General features: G+C 36.5%; 18 protein-coding genes and 1 riboswitch. Of the genes, 16 read left to right on the forward strand and 2 right to left on the reverse strand.

What is annotated here, in order from left to right:
- The first annotated feature begins 131 nt into the window (after positions 1 to 131).
- The 16 genes from EG359_RS16350 (at position 132) to EG359_RS16425 (ending at position 17,725) form a co-directional block, all read left to right on the forward strand.
- Positions 132 to 1,010, forward strand: a complete 879-nt coding sequence (locus EG359_RS16350) for a bestrophin family protein (RefSeq protein ID WP_076353212.1) — start codon at positions 132 to 134, stop codon at positions 1,008 to 1,010.
- Positions 1,011 to 1,024: 14 nt separating this feature from the next.
- On the forward strand, positions 1,025 to 1,924 hold the full coding sequence (locus EG359_RS16355; RefSeq protein WP_076353213.1) for a cation diffusion facilitator family transporter: 900 nt from the start codon (positions 1,025 to 1,027) through the stop codon (positions 1,922 to 1,924).
- Positions 1,925 to 1,941: 17 nt separating this feature from the next.
- Positions 1,942 to 2,361, forward strand: coding sequence for a Fur family transcriptional regulator (locus EG359_RS16360; protein ID WP_076353214.1), 420 nt, complete (start codon positions 1,942 to 1,944; stop codon positions 2,359 to 2,361).
- Positions 2,362 to 2,738: 377 nt separating this feature from the next.
- The gene (locus EG359_RS16365; RefSeq protein WP_449384913.1) at positions 2,739 to 4,388 is read left to right on the forward strand and encodes a heavy metal translocating P-type ATPase; all 1,650 of its coding nucleotides are present in this window, start codon (positions 2,739 to 2,741) and stop codon (positions 4,386 to 4,388) included.
- 468 nt (positions 4,389 to 4,856) lie between these two features.
- Positions 4,857 to 5,219 carry a hypothetical protein gene (locus EG359_RS16370; protein ID WP_076353216.1) on the forward strand — a complete coding sequence of 121 codons (363 nt, stop codon included), beginning with the start codon at positions 4,857 to 4,859 and terminating at the stop codon, positions 5,217 to 5,219.
- A gap of 211 nt (positions 5,220 to 5,430) precedes the next feature.
- The gene (locus EG359_RS16375; protein WP_084180369.1) at positions 5,431 to 5,703 is read left to right on the forward strand and encodes a YHS domain-containing protein; all 273 of its coding nucleotides are present in this window, start codon (positions 5,431 to 5,433) and stop codon (positions 5,701 to 5,703) included.
- Positions 5,690 to 6,367, forward strand: coding sequence for an SCO family protein (locus EG359_RS16380; protein ID WP_076353217.1), 678 nt, complete (start codon positions 5,690 to 5,692; stop codon positions 6,365 to 6,367). The genes EG359_RS16375 and EG359_RS16380 overlap by 14 nt, the downstream gene beginning before the upstream one ends.
- 63 nt (positions 6,368 to 6,430) lie before the next feature.
- Entirely contained in the window at positions 6,431 to 7,105 is a 675-nt protein-coding gene (locus tag EG359_RS16385) for a superoxide dismutase (RefSeq protein ID WP_076353218.1), read from the forward strand.
- A gap of 4 nt (positions 7,106 to 7,109) precedes the next feature.
- Positions 7,110 to 7,481: a hypothetical protein gene (locus EG359_RS16390; RefSeq protein ID WP_076353219.1), complete on the forward strand. Its 372-nt coding sequence runs from the start codon at positions 7,110 to 7,112 to the stop codon at positions 7,479 to 7,481.
- A 202-nt stretch (positions 7,482 to 7,683) separates the two neighbouring features.
- A complete protein-coding gene (locus tag EG359_RS16395; RefSeq protein WP_076353440.1) occupies positions 7,684 to 8,511 on the forward strand; it encodes an MbnP family protein in 828 nt (275 codons plus the stop codon).
- The gene (locus EG359_RS16400; protein ID WP_076353220.1) at positions 8,504 to 9,553 is read left to right on the forward strand and encodes a cytochrome-c peroxidase; all 1,050 of its coding nucleotides are present in this window, start codon (positions 8,504 to 8,506) and stop codon (positions 9,551 to 9,553) included. Before EG359_RS16395 ends, EG359_RS16400 begins: the two co-directional genes overlap by 8 nt.
- 13 nt (positions 9,554 to 9,566) lie before the next feature.
- Positions 9,567 to 10,514: a transporter gene (locus EG359_RS16405; protein WP_076353221.1), complete on the forward strand. Its 948-nt coding sequence runs from the start codon at positions 9,567 to 9,569 to the stop codon at positions 10,512 to 10,514.
- Positions 10,515 to 10,718: 204 nt separating this feature from the next.
- Positions 10,719 to 10,904: riboswitch (cobalamin riboswitch) on the forward strand.
- A 32-nt stretch (positions 10,905 to 10,936) separates the two neighbouring features.
- Positions 10,937 to 13,072, forward strand: a complete 2,136-nt coding sequence (locus EG359_RS16410; protein ID WP_317043346.1) for a TonB-dependent receptor plug domain-containing protein — start codon at positions 10,937 to 10,939, stop codon at positions 13,070 to 13,072.
- Positions 13,069 to 14,205 carry a YncE family protein gene (locus EG359_RS16415; protein WP_076353222.1) on the forward strand — a complete coding sequence of 379 codons (1,137 nt, stop codon included), beginning with the start codon at positions 13,069 to 13,071 and terminating at the stop codon, positions 14,203 to 14,205. The genes EG359_RS16410 and EG359_RS16415 overlap by 4 nt, the downstream gene beginning before the upstream one ends.
- A 14-nt stretch (positions 14,206 to 14,219) precedes the next feature.
- Positions 14,220 to 15,416 (forward strand): cell surface protein, encoded by a 1,197-nt coding sequence (locus tag EG359_RS16420; RefSeq protein ID WP_123867422.1) that lies wholly within the window; start codon positions 14,220 to 14,222, stop codon positions 15,414 to 15,416.
- 29 nt (positions 15,417 to 15,445) lie between these two features.
- A complete protein-coding gene (locus EG359_RS16425; protein ID WP_076353223.1) occupies positions 15,446 to 17,725 on the forward strand; it encodes a DUF5074 domain-containing protein in 2,280 nt (759 codons plus the stop codon).
- Between the two features lie 267 nt (positions 17,726 to 17,992).
- Here EG359_RS16425 and EG359_RS16430 read toward each other — a convergent pair whose 3' ends face one another.
- Both EG359_RS16430 and EG359_RS16435 read right to left on the reverse strand, forming a co-directional pair.
- Positions 17,993 to 18,772 (reverse strand): T9SS type A sorting domain-containing protein, encoded by a 780-nt coding sequence (locus EG359_RS16430; RefSeq protein ID WP_076353224.1) that lies wholly within the window; start codon positions 18,770 to 18,772, stop codon positions 17,993 to 17,995.
- A 218-nt stretch (positions 18,773 to 18,990) separates the two neighbouring features.
- The gene (locus tag EG359_RS16435) at positions 18,991 to 19,764 is read right to left on the reverse strand and encodes a T9SS type A sorting domain-containing protein (RefSeq protein WP_076353225.1); all 774 of its coding nucleotides are present in this window, start codon (positions 19,762 to 19,764) and stop codon (positions 18,991 to 18,993) included.
- Positions 19,765 to 19,995: the final 231 nt, after the last annotated feature.

Genomic DNA, 19,995 nt, shown 5'->3' on the forward strand with positions numbered 1-19,995 from the left:
AAAGTCTTTAAAACCAATGAAATGTCGATTTTTATACTTAAATTAGAGCTGTTTACGGAATAGTTTTTATTGAAGTAAAACGACTGAGGGAAAGCAAAGTGTATCTTATAAAATTTAATACTTGCCCAACTATGTTATTAAACAAAAAAATATCAGTCTGGTATTTCATCCGTGAAATAAAATCTCAAATTCTGTTTATCGGAATATTCGCCGTGGTTATTGGACTTTTGGACATGCTGCCGTGGTTTCAAAAAATTTCACTTCCACTGAACATTCCTGCACTTTTAGGAACTGCGGTTTCATTATTGCTGGCGTTCAGAACCTCACAGTCCTATGAACGCTGGTGGGAAGCCAGAACGGTGTGGGGAGCCATTGTGAATGATTCCAGAACATTGGTGAGATTGGTCAATCAGTTTTTACCTGAGGGAGATAAAAATATCAGAGCCATTGCAGAAAGACAGATCATCTGGACTTATGCATTGGGAGAATCTTTGAGAAAGCTGCCTTTTTCTGATAAAGTTCAAAAATATTTGGATGAAAACAAGATCAGTGCGGTTAATATTCCTAATGCACTTCTAGATGCTCATTCCAAACAGCTGAGGGAAATTGCTGCTTCAAAAGGGCTTACAGATTTCCAGCAGATGCAACTGAATGATATGGTTACAAGGCTTTGTGACAGTATGGGAAAATGTGAAAGATTAAAAAACACCGTTTTTCCGAGGTCTTACAGTGTTTTAGTGCATATCCTGATCTATGTGTTTGCCGCTATATTGCCATTTGGACTGGATGATTCACAGCTGACGGTAGAGATTATGATTACTTTTCTGGTTCCAATAGTGTTTATTACGATAGAAAAAACATCTATCATTATGCAGGATCCATTCGAAAATGGCCCGGTGGATACTCCTGTGACTTCTCTTGCGCAAACTATAGAAATCAATATCAGACAAATGATTGGGGAGCAAAATGTTCCTTTAAAAAAAGAAAATTCATCCTATTATGAAATGTAATTAATCCAGCAGATATGGAAACCAAAACACAAACACAACTTCCCTCTGCAGGGAGCAGACATAAAAAAAAACTCCTGATTGTACTATGCCTTAGTGGCACCTATCTCATTGCTGAGGTGATAGGAGGGCTTGTTACCAATAGCCTTGCCTTATTAGCCGATGCAGCACATATGCTGACGGATGTTGTAGGGTTATTGTTGGCATTTATTGCCATAAAAATAGGTGAGAAAAAAGCAGACCCTTCCAGAACCTACGGATATTACCGTACAGAAATACTGGCAGCAGTTATTAATGCAGTGGTGCTGTTAGGAATTTCAATATATGTTCTCTTTGAAGCATATCGACGTTTTCAGGATCCACCGGAAGTACAGAGTAAATCTATGCTGATTGTGGCAGGGATAGGGCTGGTAGTAAACATTGTAGGAATGATGATTCTAAGAAAAGATTCAGAGGGAAGTCTTAATATGAAGGGAGCCTATTTTGAAGTTCTTTCAGATATGTTAACTTCTGTAGGAGTAATGATTGCCGGAGTTATTATGTGGACAACAGGCTGGTATTATGCCGATCCGTTGATTTCTGCAGCCATTGGCCTTTTAATATTTCCAAGGACGTGGAGACTCTTGAAAGAAGCAATCAACGTATTATTAGAAGGAACTCCAAATGATGTAGACATCCATGAGCTGCGCAAATCGCTGGAGCAAACACAGGGGGTAAAAAACGTTCATGATCTTCATGTATGGTCTTTAACATCAAGTGTGAATGCAATGAGTGCCCACATTGTGAAAGAAGAAACATATCCACAGAATCAATTATTAAAAACATTAACAGAAAAAACGGTGGAGAACTTTAAAATAAGTCATACCACTTTTCAGATAGAAGAAGAGGGTTACGAAGAAAATGAAGTCCATCTGTAAATTTTAAATTGTTGAAAATGAAAAAAGATATAGAAAATAAGCTCATTGATAAAAATACCAAACCCACCAGTATGAGGATTCTGGTATACGATTTTCTAAGCTCACAGGACGCAGCAATGTCTCTCTCTGAAATAGAAAATCACTTTGATAATGCAGACCGAATTACCATTTACAGAACATTAAAAACCTTTGAAGAAAAAGGAATTGTTCACAGCATACAGGAAAATACAACCACAAAATACAAGTTATGCGATGACGATTGTGATGAGAAAACCCATAAGGACTGGCATCTTCATTTCTATTGCAAAATATGTAAACAAACGACATGTAAAGAGGATATTTCCTTTCCCGAAAATATTCAGACCAATTTCAGGATTGATGAAATAAGGCTTTTTGCTAAAGGAATATGTGAAAACTGTCTTGAAAGTTTGCAATAGCATTGCATCCGTCTCACCATTAAATTTGTATAAAAATATCAGTTATGGAAAAGTGCTGTAGTACAACCCCAGAAAAAATAGAACCAAAAGGACACAATCATAATCATTCAGAAGGAGATGGACATGACCATGACGGGCATGATCATTCCCATGATTCCGGAGATCAGACGATCTTTCAGATGTTTCTGCCGGCCATCATATCCTTTGTGATCCTATTATTAGGAATTGCTTTTGACAATTATATACAACCGGCATGGTTTACAGGCTGGGTAAGGTTAGTATGGTTTCTGGCAGCCTATATTCCTGTGGGATTTCCGGTATTAAAAGATGCCTATAAAAGTATTATTAAAGGAGATGTATTCTCAGAATTCTTTCTGATGAGCATTGCTACTATTGGAGCTTTTGCCATTGCAGAATATCCTGAGGGAGTTGCAGTAATGCTTTTTTATGCCGTAGGAGAAGTTTTTCAATCTATGGCGGTAACCAGAGCAAAAGGAAATATAAAAGCCTTACTGGATCAGCGTCCCGATGAGGTAACGATTATGGAAAGTAATCAGCCTAAAACCATTAAAGCCAAAGAAACCAAAGTAGGGAATATCATCCAGTTGAAGCCCGGAGAAAAACTGGCATTGGACGGGGAATTACTTTCGGATTCGGCATCATTCAATACAGCTGCTTTAACAGGAGAAAGTAAACCGGACACCAAAAATAAAGGTGAAGTTGTATTGGCAGGGATGATCAATATGAACAGTATAGCCCTTGTTAAGGTAACTACGGCTTATGAAGACAGTAAATTAAGTAAAATCTTAGAACTGGTTCAGAATGCAACTGCTCAAAAGGCTCCTACTGAGTTGTTCATCAGAAAATTTGCTAAGGTTTATACGCCGATTGTAGTTTTTCTTGCCATAGGAATTTGTTTCCTGCCCTATTTCATTGTCAATGATTATCAGTTCAGAGACTGGTTGTACAGAGCATTAATTTTCCTTGTAATTTCTTGTCCTTGTGCATTGGTAATTTCCATTCCGTTGGGATATTTCGGAGGAATCGGAGCTGCCAGCAGAAACGGAATTTTATTTAAAGGAAGTAACTTCCTGGACAGCATTGCTGAGATTCAAAATGTTGTGATGGATAAAACGGGAACGATGACTGAAGGAGTCTTCAAAGTTCAGAAAGTAAGCATTATCTCCGAATTTAATAAAGATGAAATCCTTCAATTAGTCAATGTGCTGGAAAGCAAAAGCACACACCCTGTGGCAACCGCCATTCACAACTATGTAGGAGATATTAATTATTCCATTCCGCTGGAAAATGTAGAGGAAATTGCAGGACATGGATTAAAAGCTGCAGTTAACGGAAAAGAACTTTTGGTAGGAAACTTCAAGTTAATGGATAAATTCAATATCCAATACGATATTAACCATGCTAATATTGTGTACACCCTTATCGCAGTAGCTTACGATAAAAGATTTGCAGGGTATATCACTATTGCCGACAGTATAAAAGAAGATGCAAAAGAAACAGTTGATAATCTTCACAAAATGGGCGTAAAAGCCACAATGTTGAGTGGCGATAAAGGAACCGTTGTAAAATATGTTGCAGACCAACTTGGTATCGACAATGCTTTTGGAGATCTTTTACCGGAAGATAAAGTAAATAAGGTAAAAGAGATTAAGGCAAAAAATCAAACAGTAGCTTTTGTAGGAGACGGTGTTAATGATGCACCCGTAGTTGCTTTAAGTGATGTAGGAATCGCTATGGGTGGTTTAGGAAGTGACGCCACCATTGAAACGGCAGATGTAGTTATTCAGGATGATAAGCCGAGCAAGATTCCAATGGCTATCAATATTGGAAAGCAAACGAAAAAGATCGTTTGGCAGAATATTATTCTGGCCTTTGCTGTAAAAGCAGTGGTTTTAGTACTTGGAGCCGGAGGTCTTGCAACCATGTGGGAAGCTGTATTTGCAGATGTTGGAGTAGCGCTGTTAGCTATTTTAAATGCGGTAAGAATTCAGAGAATGAAGTTCTAGAAAGTAAATAATAACACAACTAAATTATATTAATAAAGGCTCTGCTGTTTTCAGTGGAGCTTTTTTAGTGAATTGTTTCCAACCAAAAATATCAGCTTATTCCGCAAAATCTGCGAGATAAAAATTACCAAAAAATCCTTGCGCCTTACCACAGAATTTTTTTTAAAAAAACTTTGCATCCTGGCAAATTTCCAAACAAAAATATCAGCTTAATCCGCAAAATTCGCGAGATGAAAATTACCAAAAAATCTTTTAATTTTATCGGAGATAAAATCCTTGCGTCTTACCACAGAGTTTAAAAAAAAAACTTAGCGTCCTGGCGAATTTCCAACCTAGAAATATCAGCTTAATGCGCAAAATCCGCGAGAGATAAAAATTACAAAACAATAAAAACCATCAATGACATTCATCATAAATAGAGCATAAAACAATTTCGAAATAGTATATTTGTAACACAAAACTGAAGAGTTGAAGGTATTCATTTCCATATTTATCATTTTTACAGTTGCAATACGCCCTGTTTTGCCACTGGTAAACTATGTGGTAAACTATGATTATATTGTAAATAATCTTTGTGAAAACAGAGAAATTCCTCAATCTACCTGTAAAGGAAAATGCTATGTAGAAAAAGAACTGGCTAAAACAGAAAAGCAATCCAATAGTTCACAAACTATAAAGATTGCGGGGCTGGATGTTTTTCTTTCCAACGATATCCTTTCCTTTTTGGGTCAAAAAGACTTTGAACAGCTGGTGGAAAATCCAGGTTCAGAGTATCTTGACTTTCATTCTTCAGATTATTTTTTCAGGATATTTCATCCTCCACTCATTTAATTTTAATATAAACTAAAATTTTAGTTTTATAACTGGCAATATCTTACCCATTTAAATAGACAGGATAATTTTAAATAAAATCATTGTGTCTTTTTACGTTGTAATCCAATGAGCTTCAATAGTGATTTTGTTAAAGTTTGGATTTTTTTCAAGATGCATTGCTTAGTGTTATACCTTTATTCAATAATATTAATTTCAATTTAACATTAAAATGAAATCTCCATTTATTTTGGCGGCATTGCTGTCAATATCATTGCTATCCTGTGCAAAAGAACCTCAGGTGAAGCATAAAAACAATATGAGTTCTTCCAAGGAAAATATAAAAAATGTACAGGTAGTGAACGAAGAAGATCCTATATGTCATATGAAAACGGCGGAATTTTTGAAAGATACTGCGGTATATAAAAATAAGACGTACGGTTTCTGTAGTTCTTATTGTAAAGATGAATTCAAGAAAAATCCTGAAAGTTATGCCCAAAAATAAACAGACTAATAACAAGAGCAAGGTTATCATCCCGATTGCAGTTATAGCGTTATTGTTTCTGGGAATAGGCATAGGAATGGGGTATTTCAAGAAGAATCTGTATACGGTAATGCCGGTTCCTAATTTTGAACTGACAGACCAAAACAGTAAAAAGATTACGAATAAGGATATGCTTGGAAAAGTATACTTGGTAGAGTTTTTCTTCAGCAAATGTCCCACCATCTGTCCTGTGATGAATACCAATATGAAGGCTATTCAAAACCAGATCAATGATCCTAACTTCGGAATTATTTCCATTAGCATTGATCCGGAAAATGATACTCCGGAAGCCTTAAAAGAACATGCTCAAAGAATTGGGGCGAAATCTCCGAACTGGCATTTCCTGACGGGTGACAGAACCTATATCGGTAATCTTGCAGATAAATTCAATATTTATGTAGGAGATAAAGAGGATGAAAGCGAAAGTTTAAATCATAGCGGAATGATTGCCCTGGTGGATCAGGACGGAAACATCCGATGCAGATACAACAAGGAAAATATGCCGATCCTATATTATTCAGGATTAAATTATGAAGATCCGGAGGGGAAAACTCCGAAGCTAATCGGAAAATATCACCCTGACAGAGAAATTTTGATAGAAGATATCAAGAAGCTTTTAAAGTAAGTAGCGGAAGCATAGGGCTTCCATTTAACAAAAAAATATTGTTTAACCATACAACAAAATGTTATGAAGATTTTGAAAATTGCTGCTTTAGGAGCAGTATTTGCGGCTCAGTTTACAATGGCCCAATTTAAGCAGACACCTCTGCCATATGCTTATAATGCATTGGAGGGTTCTATAGATGCACAAACAATGGAGATCCATTATTCTAAACACGGAGCAGCCTATGCCGCTAACCTGAATAAGGCCATTGCAGGAACACCACAGGAAAAGGAAACCTTGATTCAGATTCTTTCTGAAACATCCAAGTTAAGTCCTGCAGTAAGAAATAATGCAGGTGGACATTACAACCACGAGCTTTTCTGGACTATCCTTACACCGGAAAAAAATAGCCAGCCATCAGCAAAATTAGCAAAGGCAATTAATGAAACCTTTGGAAGCATGGATGCCTTTAAGGAAAAAATGAGTAAAGCCGGAGCAGATCGTTTCGGGTCAGGATGGGCTTGGCTTTCTGTGGATAAAACTGGAAAACTGTTTGTTTCTTCAACGCCAAATCAAGATAATCCTTTAATGGATATTGTAGAAGAGAAAGGAACTCCAATTTTAGGAATTGATGTTTGGGAACATGCTTACTACCTGAAGTATCAGAACAAAAGAGCAGATTATCTTTCTGCAATCTGGAATGTATTGAACTGGAAAGAAGTGAGCAAAAGATATGAAGAAGCTTTAAACAAAAAATAACTTCATGAAAATATTTTACGGCATACTTTTTACCCTTTATATGGTGTTCAGACCTCTGATACCACTGGTAGAGTATGCTGTAAATTATAATTATATTGTTGATACCTTATGTATTAACAAAAGCAAGCCGGAAGTTCACTGTAACGGAAAATGTTACTTGAGCAAGGAGCTGGCTAAAGCCAATGATAATGCAGAGTCTACACCATTCAGTAAGGTGAAGAATTCAGGACAGAAAATTCTTGATATTTATATTCTTCCTGATATTACAGAGGTTACTATCACAGAAAAAATCCCATTTTTCAATTTCAATTTTATCTATAAAACAGAATATTCTTTTCTGTTTCTGAAACACATTTTCAAACCCCCGGTTTTTTAAGTTAAACTATCACTATTCAACTACAAAAGTCACAGAAGCTTATTTAAATTAAAAATCAAAGATTTTTAAAAAACTTAAGTGTTCTTATGATGCATAAAGCCTATCACTTAATAAACTTAAGGGTAAGAACTTTTGTGTCTTTTGTGGTAAAAAAAGAATGTTTTTACATTCAAAAATTATAATTCAACTTAAAAAATCAACAATGAAAATTTATAAATTTTTATCACTATTCTTTATTGCCCTTACCTTATTTTCTTTTTCATCATGCAGCAGCAGGGATGATGATAATCCGCAGGATACTACCCCCGGAACTCTTCAGATCAAATTTGAAAACGGATTTAATAATCTTGGGGATATTGTCCTGAACCAAACCGTACAAACCTCTTCTCAGGGGCAAAAACATAATTTTTCGACCTTAAAGTACGTCATCAGCAACATTACCCTGATTGATGAAAATGGGAATGAATTCAAATACAACGAAAATAACCCTGATAAAGGAGCATTTATAATAGATCAGGCAGATGCCGTAGCAGGAATTATTTATTTAAATCTTAACGAAATCCCGAAAAATAATTATAAGAAAATAAAATTTGGATTGGGAATCAGTCAAAATGCATATCTATTAGGAATGGACGGTCAGGCTGAATTCTGGAACAGAGCGAAACAAAAAGGGATGTCATGGTCATGGGCTGCAGGCTATGTCTTTGTAAAATTAGAAGGGAAATACGGAACAGGTTCGGCAACCACCGAATTTATGAACCATACAGGAAATATGGGGAAAGTTGCGGAGAATAACACTCCTGATCTGTACAGAGAAATTACATTGAATCTTCCTACAACAGCAAGAGTAAATGGTAAAATAAGACCATCCATTCATATTTTGGCAGATTTAAACCAATTTTTAAGCGGAGATAAGTCATTAACTCTTACGGAGGCTAATGCAATGATGATGGGTTCAAGCCAGCATTTGGTGGATGTTACCAACAATCTTACAAAAATGTTTAAGGTAGATCATGTACACAATGACTAATTTTTTCATAAAAACAGTACTGGCTCTGGGGATTATTCTCCTGAGCTGTACTTCTTGTTCGGATGAGGTGATGCAGCCGCTTGATAAAAATGAAGCATATGATCTGAGGTTTCCATCTTATTTTCCGGAAATGACTTTTGATAAATCTGCCAATCCGGTTACCAAAAATGGAGTAGAACTGGGTAGAAAATTGTTCTATGAGGGAAGACTTTCCAGAAATAATACCATTTCCTGTGGCTTTTGTCATATTCAGGAAAATGCTTTTACCCATCACGGACATACGGTAAGCCACGGTGTTGATGATAGGATAGGAATTAGAAATGTGCCCCCCATTCAGAATATGGCATTTCTCAAAAGGTATATGTGGGATGGGGTGATTCATAATTTAAATGAACAACCCATTATCCCGATGACGGATGTGAATGAAATGGATAGCTCTATGCCGGAAGCTATTTCCAAAATAAAAGATGATCCGAAGTATAAAAAACTATTCAGTGCAGCCTATGGAGATGAAAATGTAACAGGCGAAAGGATCTTAAAGGCATTATCACAATTTATGGCATCAATGATTTCTGCCGATTCCAAGTATGACAGATTCAAGCAAGGAAAAGAAAGTCTCACTTCTGAAGAATCTCAGGGAATGGCTTTATTCAATCAGAAATGTGCGTCTTGCCATAGCGGAGGATTGTTTACTGATGAAAGCTTTAGAAATACAGGAATGTATTACAATAATCAATTTAAAGATGCAGGTCTTCATCGAGTAACCCTGAATCAGAATGACTGGATGAAATTCCGGGTACCCAGCTTGAGAAATGTGGAGTATACAGCTCCTTATATGCATGACGGAAGATTTTATACGTTAGAAGCAGTCCTTAATTTTTACTCAGACAACGTAGAAGATAATCCTAATCTGGATCCGCAACTGAAACAGAATAATCACATTGGAATTGCCATGAACAGTCAGGAAAAGCAATTGATTATTACCTTTCTGAAAACCTTATCCGATAAAGGTTTTATCACCAATCCAAAATTCGCAGAATAATTTAAATACAGACATGAAGAAGATCATTTTAATCATAAGTATGGTCCTGTTTACAATGGGCCAGGCAAAAACAATCAGGGACAGCGCTGATATTTCACAGAATAATTTTAGGACAATAGATTTTGATGACGATTGTGATGCCTGCGGTTGTGCTGCAGGAAACGGTTCATCAGGTTTTGAATCCTTATTGAATCCACAATTTATAGGAATTAAATACTTTGCGCAGCATTACAAAGCAAAGGAAAATTTATTTGTAAAGGACTTGACACAGGATCAGTATTTCAATACCTTACAGATTTGGGGAAAGATACCATTAACCCAAAAACTGAGTGTATATGCAAGTTTGCCATTCCATTTTCATGAGAAGAAAACAATGCAGGGTGATATCAGGATCAATGGAATAGGAGATTTAAATCTGATGGGAATTTATAAGCTTTTTAATTCTAAGGATAGTTTTCATCAGCTAAGTGGAGGATTAGGAGTGAAAATTCCTTTGGGGAAGTTTGATGAAAAAGGAATCTCAGGGGTTAACCCGAGCTTTCAGTTGGGAACTGGAAGCTGGGATTATCAGGCAGCGCTGAACTATAAATTTCAAAAGAATAAAATTGCAGTATTGATTAATACAGATTACACCATAAAAACGGAAAATAAAAAGAACTATCGTTTCGGAAACCAATGGAACTATGCTGCTACAGGGTTCTATCAGATTGCAGGAAATGAAAAAACTATTTTTTCTGCAAAAGCAGGGGTACAGGGAGAAGTATATGCTCAAAACAAACAGTTTGATGAAGCCTTACCTAATACGGCCGGAAGTGCTTTATATGGAAAACTGGGATTTGAGGCCTCTTATAAAAGATTCAGTCTGGGAAGTGAAATCATGCTGCCGGCTTATACTCACCTTGCCGGAGGAGATATTGAAGCGAAATCACGTTTCAGTGTTTTTGTGAATATTGGAATATAATTTTTACAGAAAGCAAAAAGAGCTGAGAAGATATTGCTTTCTATTTTCTTCAAAGTTTAATTTTTAGAGTCTATTCTCCTCAATGTATTCTAAAAATTAAACTTTGTTTTTTTAATCATCTTATATTTAAAATCAAATTTCAAAGTCATTTATTTATGATATTGTAAATCATTTTGTTATTTAGGTCTATATATTAATAATTGTTTATCTTTGCCGAAATTTGGTGAGCCCTAAAAAGCTCTTAAAAGGGAATCCGGTGAAAATCCGGAACAGACCCGCTGCTGTAAGCTCCACACCAAAGTTTTTGAAGAATATATCCACTGCTTTTTTAATGGGAAGGATTTCAAAAATGGAGTAAGTCAGAAGACCTGCCAGAAAATATAAACGTTTGACGCTTTCGTGGAATAAAGCTTAGGACAACAATGATTTTGTGCAGTAACAGCTGTGCCTTATCGTTGCTTTCTTATATCTATCCATTAGCGTTATCATTATTCCTGAATGAGCTAATGGGGCCAAAACCGACTACATCTCAATTTCATAAGGTTGTTTTCACAGTATTCGTGTTAACATCTCAATTCTTGTTTTCCCAAACGAAGAAAAAAGACAGCATTAAGGAAGAAACCATTAAGGTTGTCAATATTTACAAAAAGAACTTTAAAGAAATACTTCCTGCTCAGATCTTGCAGGGGGAAGAGCTTGAAAGGCTGAACAGTCACTCTGTGGCAGATGCTTTACGGTATTTCTCAGGAGTCCAGATCAAGGACTATGGAGGAATGGGTGGTTTGAAGACCATTAATATCCGAAGTATGGGAAGCCAGCACGTAGGAGTTTTCTATGATGGAATTCAATTGGGGAATGCTCAAAATGGAGTCGTAGATTTAGGAAGATATTCCTTGGATGATCTGGAAGAGATTTCATTATACAACGGGCAAAAGAGTGAGATCTTCCAGCCCGCAAAGGATTTTGGATCATCGGGATCTATTTATTTACAGCCCAAGACCCCTGTTTTTACAGGAACCAGAAAGACTAATCTGGTCATTAGAGCCAAAAGTGCTTCCATCGATTTATTTAACCCCTCTTTCCGTTTAGAACAAAAGATTTCAAAAAGAATTTCTGCAAGCGTTAGTGCCGAGTTTCTGCAAAGTGATGGACTTTACAAATTTCGTTATACCAGAAAATATCCTAATGGGGAAACCGCTACCGATACAATTGCTAAAAGATATGACTCTGATATTAAGGCAAAACGTTTTGAAACATCCGTTAATGGTACTTTAAATAACGGAAGCTGGAATATACGTGGTTACGGTTATATTTCAGATCGTGGTATTCCGGCGCCTATTGTAAAATACCGCTTTAAGGCAAGAGGAGCGAGAATGCTTGATGAAAACTATTTTGTACAGGCCAATTTTAGAAAGAAACTATTTCCAAAGTTTGAAACCCAGCTTAAGGCGAAATTTGCCTACGATTATACTCATTTCAATGACACTGTACTGGCTCAGACTGTTAAAAGTTCAATCAATACTTACATTCAAAGGGAAGTGTATCTTTCTTCTTCCAATTTATATTCTATTAATTCTAATTGGGATGTAAGTTTAAGTGGAGATTTTCAGTATAATAATCTGAATGCTGATTTAACAAATTTTACGTATCCTACCCGTTATACTACACTTGTAGCATTGGCTACCACTTATCAGTGGAACAGATTAAAGTTTCTGGGAAGCCTCTTGGGTACCTTTACCTTTGAGGAAGTAAGAAGAAATAAAAGACCAGATGACAGGAGAGAATGGACTCCGGCTCTATTTATGAGCTATCAGCCTGCTGCCATTCCGGAGCTTACCCTTAGAGCTTTCTATAAAAAGATTTTCAGACTGCCAACTTTTAATGACCTGTATTACACCAATATCGGAAGTACCTATCTGGAACCCGAATTTACCTTTCAGCATGACATCGGGTTTACCTATCAGAAAAAATATAATAATTCTTTACTAAAGTCATTTTATGTGAAAGTAGACGGATATTATAACAGAGTTAAGGATAAGATTGTTGCAGTACCTACTGTGAATATGTTTCGCTGGATGATGGTTAACCTTGGAAGAGTTGAAATCATTGGAGCAGATGTAAATGTTCAGGCAGAAATGATGCTGGGAAAGGTAAAGCTGAAGCCGTTACTATCCTATACTTATCAAAGTGCCAAGGATAAGACAGATAAAGGATGGGGAATCATTCCAGGAGATACCTTTTATGGCCAGCAAATTCCTTATACCCCTTGGCATAGCGGATCTTTTACCATGATGGCTGACTATAAGGATTGGGGATTTAATTATAGTATGATCTACGTAGGAAAGCGCTATGACGGCCAGATGGATAATATTCAATACAATTTTGTTCAGCCTTGGTACACCCATGATCTTTCCGTTCAGAAAAAATTGAGTCTGGCCGGGCACCCATTTAAGATTAACCTTGAAATGAATAATGTTTTTAATCAGTACTATGATGTTGTACAGAATTATCCTATGCCGGGAAGAAACTTTAGACTCACTTTAAACTTCACCTTATGAGAAAACTGAATATCTTTTTTTTACTTTTTGCATTGGTCTCTCTTGTAGCTTGCCGTACGGATGAAATAGTGATCCCGATGGAGGTGGTGGATGGTCTTGCTCCTCCTGAAAATACAGCCATAAAAGGGTTCTATGTATTGAATGAAGGGAACATGGGAAGTAACAAATGTACATTGGATTTTTTTGATTATACCACAGGAACGTACTACAGGAATATCTATGCAGAAATTAATCCCAATGTTTTAAAAGAATTGGGAGATGTGGGAAATGACATTAAAATCTATGGGGGTAAGCTATACATTGTGGTCAACGTTTCTAACACCATTGAAGTTCTTGATGCCAAAACAGCCAAGCGCATAAAATCAATTCATTTGCAGAACTGCAGATACTTAGCATTCAATAATGGAAAAGCTTATGCCAGCAGCTATGTGGGTCCTGTAGACATCAATCCCAATGCACCTAAGGGAAAAGTAGTGGAAATTGATACTGCATCTCTTGCCATCCAACGAGAAGTAACCGTAGGATATCAGCCTGAGGAAATGGAAATCGTAGGTAATAAGCTGTTTGTAGCCAATTCAGGAGGATATATGGTTCCCAACTATGACAGAACAGTTTCCGTTATAGACTTAAACAACTTTACAGAAACCAAAAAGATTGATGTTGCTATTAATCTTCATCGTCTTAAAAAAGATAACTATGGAGATTTGTATGTAAGCTCAAGAGGAGATTACTATGATGTTCCTTCCAATTTATATTTGCTAGATGCTTCTACAGGAGCAATAAAAAAAGACTTTCACCTTGCTGTCAATGAAATGACAATCGTTAATGACAAGCTCTATTTCTACGGAAACGAATTCAATTACAATACCCATACCTATAAGAAAACATTCGGAATCATTGATGTAAAGACCGAGCAGATTATTGCCAACAGAATTGTTGATCCGGAGTATGAAGCCATCATTAAAACTCCTTACGGAATTGCTGTAAACCCTATCACCGAAGATATTTACATTACTGATGCAAGAAATTATGTATCGATGGGATATGTGTATTGCTTTGATAAAAACGGACATTTTAAATGGAAAACAGAGGGTGGAAATATCCCTGCCCATTTCGCTTTTCTATATAAATAATAAAACTGAGAGACATGAACAAAAGAACTGCTAATTATTTAAAAACCGGAGCCTTATCACTTCTTTTTGTAGGAATCATAGCTTCCTGTAAGCATGATGATAATGAATTTTCCTTTAACGGGTTAGATGACTCCTACACCATTGAGCGCTTTAAAGTACTGAATATTCCCACCAATATTTCAGGAAGTTTTACCTGGAGCATTAATGATTCTATTATTTCCAACAACTCAGAATTGGAATTCATCAGTGCAAAAGCAGATGCCTTTCCTTTAACATTAAAGATCGGACATAATGGTGAGGAAAAAGTATATCATTCTAAAATCGTTGTGACCAAGGAAACAGGAACATTAAGTAAATACATTGCCAAGGTACTTGATTTTCGTCCGGCTGTAGGGCAGTTCATGAATGAAATCCCTGAATATGTTCAAGGTAACACCTCTGCAGATATGCTTCAAAAAGCTAGCGCTTCTCTTGTGGGTTCCAATTCTACAATGTTAAGTCTTGGAGGCTTCGGAGGATATGTAGTATTTGGATTTGATCATACCATACCCAATTTAAACGGAAGAGATTTTAAGATTCTGGGAAATGCATTCTTTGGAAATGCCTCCAATGATCCCCGTTCAGGAAGCTGTGAGCCGGGAATTATTATGGTTGCCTACGACAGAAACAAAAACGGAAAACCCGATGACAATGAATGGTATGAAATTGCAGGAAGTGAATATTTTAAAAATACGACAACAAAGGATTACAGCATAACCTATTTCAAGCCCAACGAAAATAAAGTTCCTGTTCCTGGAAATGATGGCTGGCAGACCGATATCGAATACATCAAATGGCAGGATAATCTTGGGAATAGCGGGTTTAAAACTAAGAATACATTCCACGCACAAAGCTACTATCCTTTGTGGTTTTCAGATGCTTCCTACGGATTTACAGGAACTAGGCTTAAAGATAATTTTTATGATCAAAGCGGGACTGGAACGTATTGGGTAGGGAAATCATATGACTTTGGATATGCTGATAATGCTCCCAATACGGATGAAGCTTCCAATATTGATATCTCGTGGGCTGTTGACCGTAACGGAAGATATGTGAAATTACCGGGAATTGATTTTGTAAGAGTGCATACAGGAATCAATCAGGAAGCCGGATGGCTGGGTGAAGTTTCCACGGAAGTTGCCGGAGCCTACGATCTACATTATAAAAAATAATTCAACGAAATAATTTAAATTAATAAAAAATGAAAAAGTTTTACATTTTTATCATGCTTTTTCTGTTTGCATTGTTCACGAATGCTCAGATGAAAGTACAGGGTGTACCCCGAAATGATCTTTCAGGGAATAATCAGTTAAATACCATTAATAATACAACGACTACGCTCAGTTTTTCTGATGTGCAGTACTGGGTAGGAACAGGTTCCAATCAGGCTGCATTTGTTGTACAGTGGAATGATAGCAAAAATCCTGATGCCTTGGTATGGGGATTTAAATGGGACGGAAATGCTACCGGAGAAGATATGCTTAAGGCTATTGCAAAGGCAGACCATAGGTTTTATACATTATTATATCAGGGGACTCAGTTTGGAACCGCAATAGGAGGGATTGGCTTTGACCTGAACGGACAGAACAGCAGAGCTCTTATTAAAGGAGGAAATGCTACCTATCCACTATATCCGTTAGATGGTATTGTAAACACTACAGCTTATGATTTTGATGAGTATGTAGCTCAGGATACTAATGATCATTGGAATGCGGGATGGTATAATGGCTTCTGGTCATACTGGGTAAAAGATCCTACAGATGCAGACTTTGGTTTTTCAGGAGTAGGAGCTACGTCACGTGTGCTTCAAAATGGTTCATGGGATGTATGGAATTATAGCCCTATGTCAGGATCATTCCCAATTTCTTCTACAATGACACCTGTTTCTCCTTACGTAAGTTCTACAAACTTTACCAATGGATTCTTTATGGTAAATGAAGAGTGGTACGGACATACAAACGGTTCTGTTAACTTTATTGATAATAACGGACAGATCACTAATCGCGTTTACAGTAATGCGAATAACAATCATGCTTTCGGAGCCACTACACAATTCGGAACAATCTATGGAGATAAATTTTACTTTGTATCCAAGCAGGCTGCTGATGCAGGAGATGCACAATATACACCCGGTGGTAGATTGGTCATTGCCAATGCACAAACCATGCAGAAAATTGCAGGATTCAATGATATCGGAGGTGGAGATGGAAGATCTTTTCTGGGAGTGAACGAACACAAGGGGTATATTGGTGCTTCCAATGGAATTTTTTTATTTAATATTGATAATCTGCAGGTGGGAAGCCTCATAACCGGAACAGGTGGAGGAAGTCAGTATGCGGGGCAGATTGGGAACATGATCCGTACTTCAAAATATGTTTTTGCAGTGAAGCAGGGTGCAGGTATTTTAGTGATCGATCCTAATACCGATACTTTAGTAAATACAATTGCTGGGCCTTTTATTTCTATTGCTCAGGCAAAAGATGGAAGCGTTTGGGCAATTCAGAAGCAGAAATTAGCCAACATCAATCCAGCAACTCTTGCAGTACAATATTATAATATCCCTACTACAACATACTCAGATTCATGGGGCGCTTGGAATGCAGGAAGCTTTACAGCAAGTAATACAGAAAATACTTTATATTGGATTAAAGGCGGAAGCGGATTTGTTGCAGGAAATCAAATTGTTAAATTTGACGTTACCACAAAAGGATTTAACGAGGCATTTATTACACTTCCAGGGCAAACAGGAACCTATAAGCAGATTCCTTACGGAGCAGCATTGCGTGTAAATCCATCCACCGGAAATCTTATCCTGAATACCACAGAAAGCGGATTTGGTGCCCATTTTCAAAAAAACTGGATCCACACATTTGATGCTACTGGTAATTTGATTAATACCAGAACACTGGATGATTATTATTGGTTCCCATCATTAGCAGTATTCCCGGATAATACAGCTCCAACTGTAAGCAATACTTTCCCGACACAGTTAACAGCCTCAAGTGCGACTTCCATTGATCTGAAAACAATGGTTTCTGACGAAGATAGTTTTGGGTCATCTATTATTAAATCTGTGAAATCAAACAGTAATCCTACAGTTGTTTCTGCAGAAATTAATGCCAATGAAGAACTGGTAATTACACCAATTACTTCTGGAACAGCTAATATTGTAATTAGTTTCAATTCTAATGGTAAGGTTATTGACAAAACACTTACAGTAAATAGTAATGCGGCTACTTTAGCAACTGCTGAGGTGAAGAAACTTGAATTTGGTATTTATCCGAATCCGGTTACAGACATCCTTTATATCAAAACACAGGAAAAAGTAATCAATATAGCAATATATGATGCTTCCGGTAAATTGGTTAACACACAGTTCAGCAATGGACAAGTAAATGTAAGCATGTTACCAAAAGGAATGTATATGCTGAAAGCAGTAACTGATAAAGCGGTGTATCAGCAAAAACTAATTAAAAATTAATTTTAGCATAGCTAATTTTGTTTCATTTAGCCCTGGCCAATTTTGGCCGGGGCTTTTTTATAAAATAATAATTAATCAACAATATGATGTAGAGTAATCTTATTTAATCAAGAGTAATTTATATAACAATGCTTAATTATTATATCCCTTTTAATCAGTATAAATAAAGAACTATTGAGAAGTAAATTATCATCAAGCTTGTCTGATGTAGGTATAAAATAAAAACGGCTGACTTAAAAAAGCCAGCCGTTTCCAGGGTTTAAAATTTTATTTAATCAAGATCTTCTTAGAATAAGTTTCTCCTTTCTTGGTCTGAACGGTCATGATGTAGATGCCTTCAGGCTGGTTGGTTTGAAAAGTGTTTGAATTCAGCTTAGTACGGAATACTTCTTTTCCTGAAGTATTAACAAGGGTAACCTCCGAACCTTCCAGTGGAAGATTTTTATCAAGAGTGACCTGTCCGTTTTGGCTGTGGGCACGTAAGCTGATAAATGGATCCTTATATTGGTATCCATAGTATACTCTAAGTTCACCTCCTAAATTAAGTAAACCGGAATTCACATTTATTTTAATTCGGTCATAAGGCTTGTTCATCGTAAGTTCAATCTCACCTTTGCTTGGATCTGTGTCTCCTAGCTTAAGAATGTCATTGCTTAGATTTTGGTAATCATTATTTGAAACTTCTCCATTAAATGTTTCAATAGATACACCTCCCAATACTTGTGCAGATAAAGGAGTTCCATTTGACCCGATACCTATTACCAGCTTATTGGTATAAGCACTATTTGGGAAAATTAAGGTTTGTTCAGTACGGGCTAGCAAGCCTATTGAAACCTGCAGAACAGAATAATCATTCTCATTGCTTCCTACAGCATTTTGAGGATTTACTACGCCACAGCCTATGCAGATACCAAGAACTTGATTCGTCTGGCTGCTGGCATAATACTTTACAATCTGTGCAAAAGACATGGAGTTCATTAAGAACAAAAATAGGGCTGACATCGCTGCTTTTATAGCATGCTGTCTCACTAATAAATTGGTTTTCATATGTTGATATTTTAAGATTTTTAGTTTTTTGTAAATTTACATATAAAATGATTATGTTGATTATTTTATTTCTATTTTTTGTGATTTATTAATATTTGGTTTTTATAACTATAATTTTTTGAATTAGAAATAATATGTTTTATAATTTGATTTTCCCTGTGATTAAGCATAAAAAAAACGGCAGCCTTATAAAGATTGCCGTTTTTGTTTTCTGAGAATTATTTAATAATAATTTTTTTAGAATATGTTTTTCCTTCCTTGGTCTGAACGGTCATGAAGTAAACCCCTTCAGGCTGATTAGATTCAAAGGTTTTGGATCTTAATTTGGAACGATGCACTTCTTTTCCTGAAGTATTCGTTAAAGCAATTTCTGCCCCTTCTAATGAAATATTGGCATCAAGAGTAACCTGTCCGTTCTGGCTGTGTGCCATTATGCTAATCAATGGATCCTGATAGGCATAATAAATTCTGAATCCACCACCAAGGCTTAGTACTCCTCCTGTTAAGCCTATTCTTATTCCATCATAAGGTTTGGCCGGCTTGAATTCTACCGTACCTCTGTTTGGGGTAGCTCCTAGCTTAAGGAGACTTATGTCTATCGTTCTACGGTCTTCGTTAGAAGTACCTCCATTCATTGTTTCAAGAGTAACACCACTTAAAAGCTGTACAGATAATGGAATATTGTCTGTTCCGATTCCTACAACCAATCTTGTATCCGATCTAAGATCGGGAAAAATTAAAGTCTGCTGGATTCCTCCTAATAGAGCTGTTCCCAGTACCATTGTAGAATAATCATCTTCGTTACCCCCAATGGCATTGAGCGGGTTGTCTACACGGCATCCCAGACATGCTACTCCAAATACGCCTGAGCTTTGAGCGTGAGCGTAAATTCTATCTTGTCCAAATGATAAAGCTTGCATTGAAAATAAAAATAAAGTGACTAACGCAGCTTTAAAAGAGGAGAAATTTCCCAAAAGTAAATTAAATTTCATGTTATTTATTTTTTTAATGAATAGTTTTATTCAAATTTAAGCATTTAACGGAAGAGTAAGAAATAATATTTCCATTTGTGGTGATTTTTAAGGTGGAATTAATATTGCTGAATAAAATGGTTTGAAACCTAATGTAAAGGTTAAAGATTATTGTGGAGAATAAAGGAATTGATTATCGGTGGTTTGCTAGGGAAGTATTTGTCCGGGTATTTCAAAGTATAAAGGATATCC

The sequence above is a fragment of the Chryseobacterium joostei genome (genome assembly GCF_003815775.1).
GTDB classification, from domain to species: domain Bacteria; phylum Bacteroidota; class Bacteroidia; order Flavobacteriales; family Weeksellaceae; genus Chryseobacterium; species Chryseobacterium joostei.

Bases quoted from the DNA above. Each gene is read 5' to 3' on its own strand.
- EG359_RS16425 (WP_076353223.1), top strand. From the start codon at position 15,446: ATGAAAAAGTTTTACATTTTTATCATGCTTTTTCTGTTTGCATTGTTC.
- EG359_RS16435 (WP_076353225.1), bottom strand. From the start codon at position 19,764: ATGAAATTTAATTTACTTTTGGGAAATTTCTCCTCTTTTAAAGCTGCG.
- EG359_RS16405 (WP_076353221.1), top strand. From the start codon at position 9,567: ATGAAGAAGATCATTTTAATCATAAGTATGGTCCTGTTTACAATGGGC.
- EG359_RS16355 (WP_076353213.1), top strand. From the start codon at position 1,025: ATGGAAACCAAAACACAAACACAACTTCCCTCTGCAGGGAGCAGACAT.
- EG359_RS16350 (WP_076353212.1), top strand. From the start codon at position 132: ATGTTATTAAACAAAAAAATATCAGTCTGGTATTTCATCCGTGAAATA.
- EG359_RS16400 (WP_076353220.1), top strand. From the start codon at position 8,504: ATGACTAATTTTTTCATAAAAACAGTACTGGCTCTGGGGATTATTCTC.
- EG359_RS16410 (WP_317043346.1), top strand. From the start codon at position 10,937: ATGATTTTGTGCAGTAACAGCTGTGCCTTATCGTTGCTTTCTTATATC.
- EG359_RS16420 (WP_123867422.1), top strand. From the start codon at position 14,220: ATGAACAAAAGAACTGCTAATTATTTAAAAACCGGAGCCTTATCACTT.
- EG359_RS16415 (WP_076353222.1), top strand. From the start codon at position 13,069: ATGAGAAAACTGAATATCTTTTTTTTACTTTTTGCATTGGTCTCTCTT.
- EG359_RS16380 (WP_076353217.1), top strand. From the start codon at position 5,690: ATGCCCAAAAATAAACAGACTAATAACAAGAGCAAGGTTATCATCCCG.
- EG359_RS16385 (WP_076353218.1), top strand. From the start codon at position 6,431: ATGAAGATTTTGAAAATTGCTGCTTTAGGAGCAGTATTTGCGGCTCAG.
- EG359_RS16375 (WP_084180369.1), top strand. From the start codon at position 5,431: ATGAAATCTCCATTTATTTTGGCGGCATTGCTGTCAATATCATTGCTA.
- EG359_RS16390 (WP_076353219.1), top strand. From the start codon at position 7,110: ATGAAAATATTTTACGGCATACTTTTTACCCTTTATATGGTGTTCAGA.
- EG359_RS16430 (WP_076353224.1), bottom strand. From the start codon at position 18,772: ATGAAAACCAATTTATTAGTGAGACAGCATGCTATAAAAGCAGCGATG.
- EG359_RS16395 (WP_076353440.1), top strand. From the start codon at position 7,684: ATGAAAATTTATAAATTTTTATCACTATTCTTTATTGCCCTTACCTTA.
- EG359_RS16360 (WP_076353214.1), top strand. From the start codon at position 1,942: ATGAAAAAAGATATAGAAAATAAGCTCATTGATAAAAATACCAAACCC.
- EG359_RS16365 (WP_449384913.1), top strand. From the start codon at position 2,739: ATGAGCATTGCTACTATTGGAGCTTTTGCCATTGCAGAATATCCTGAG.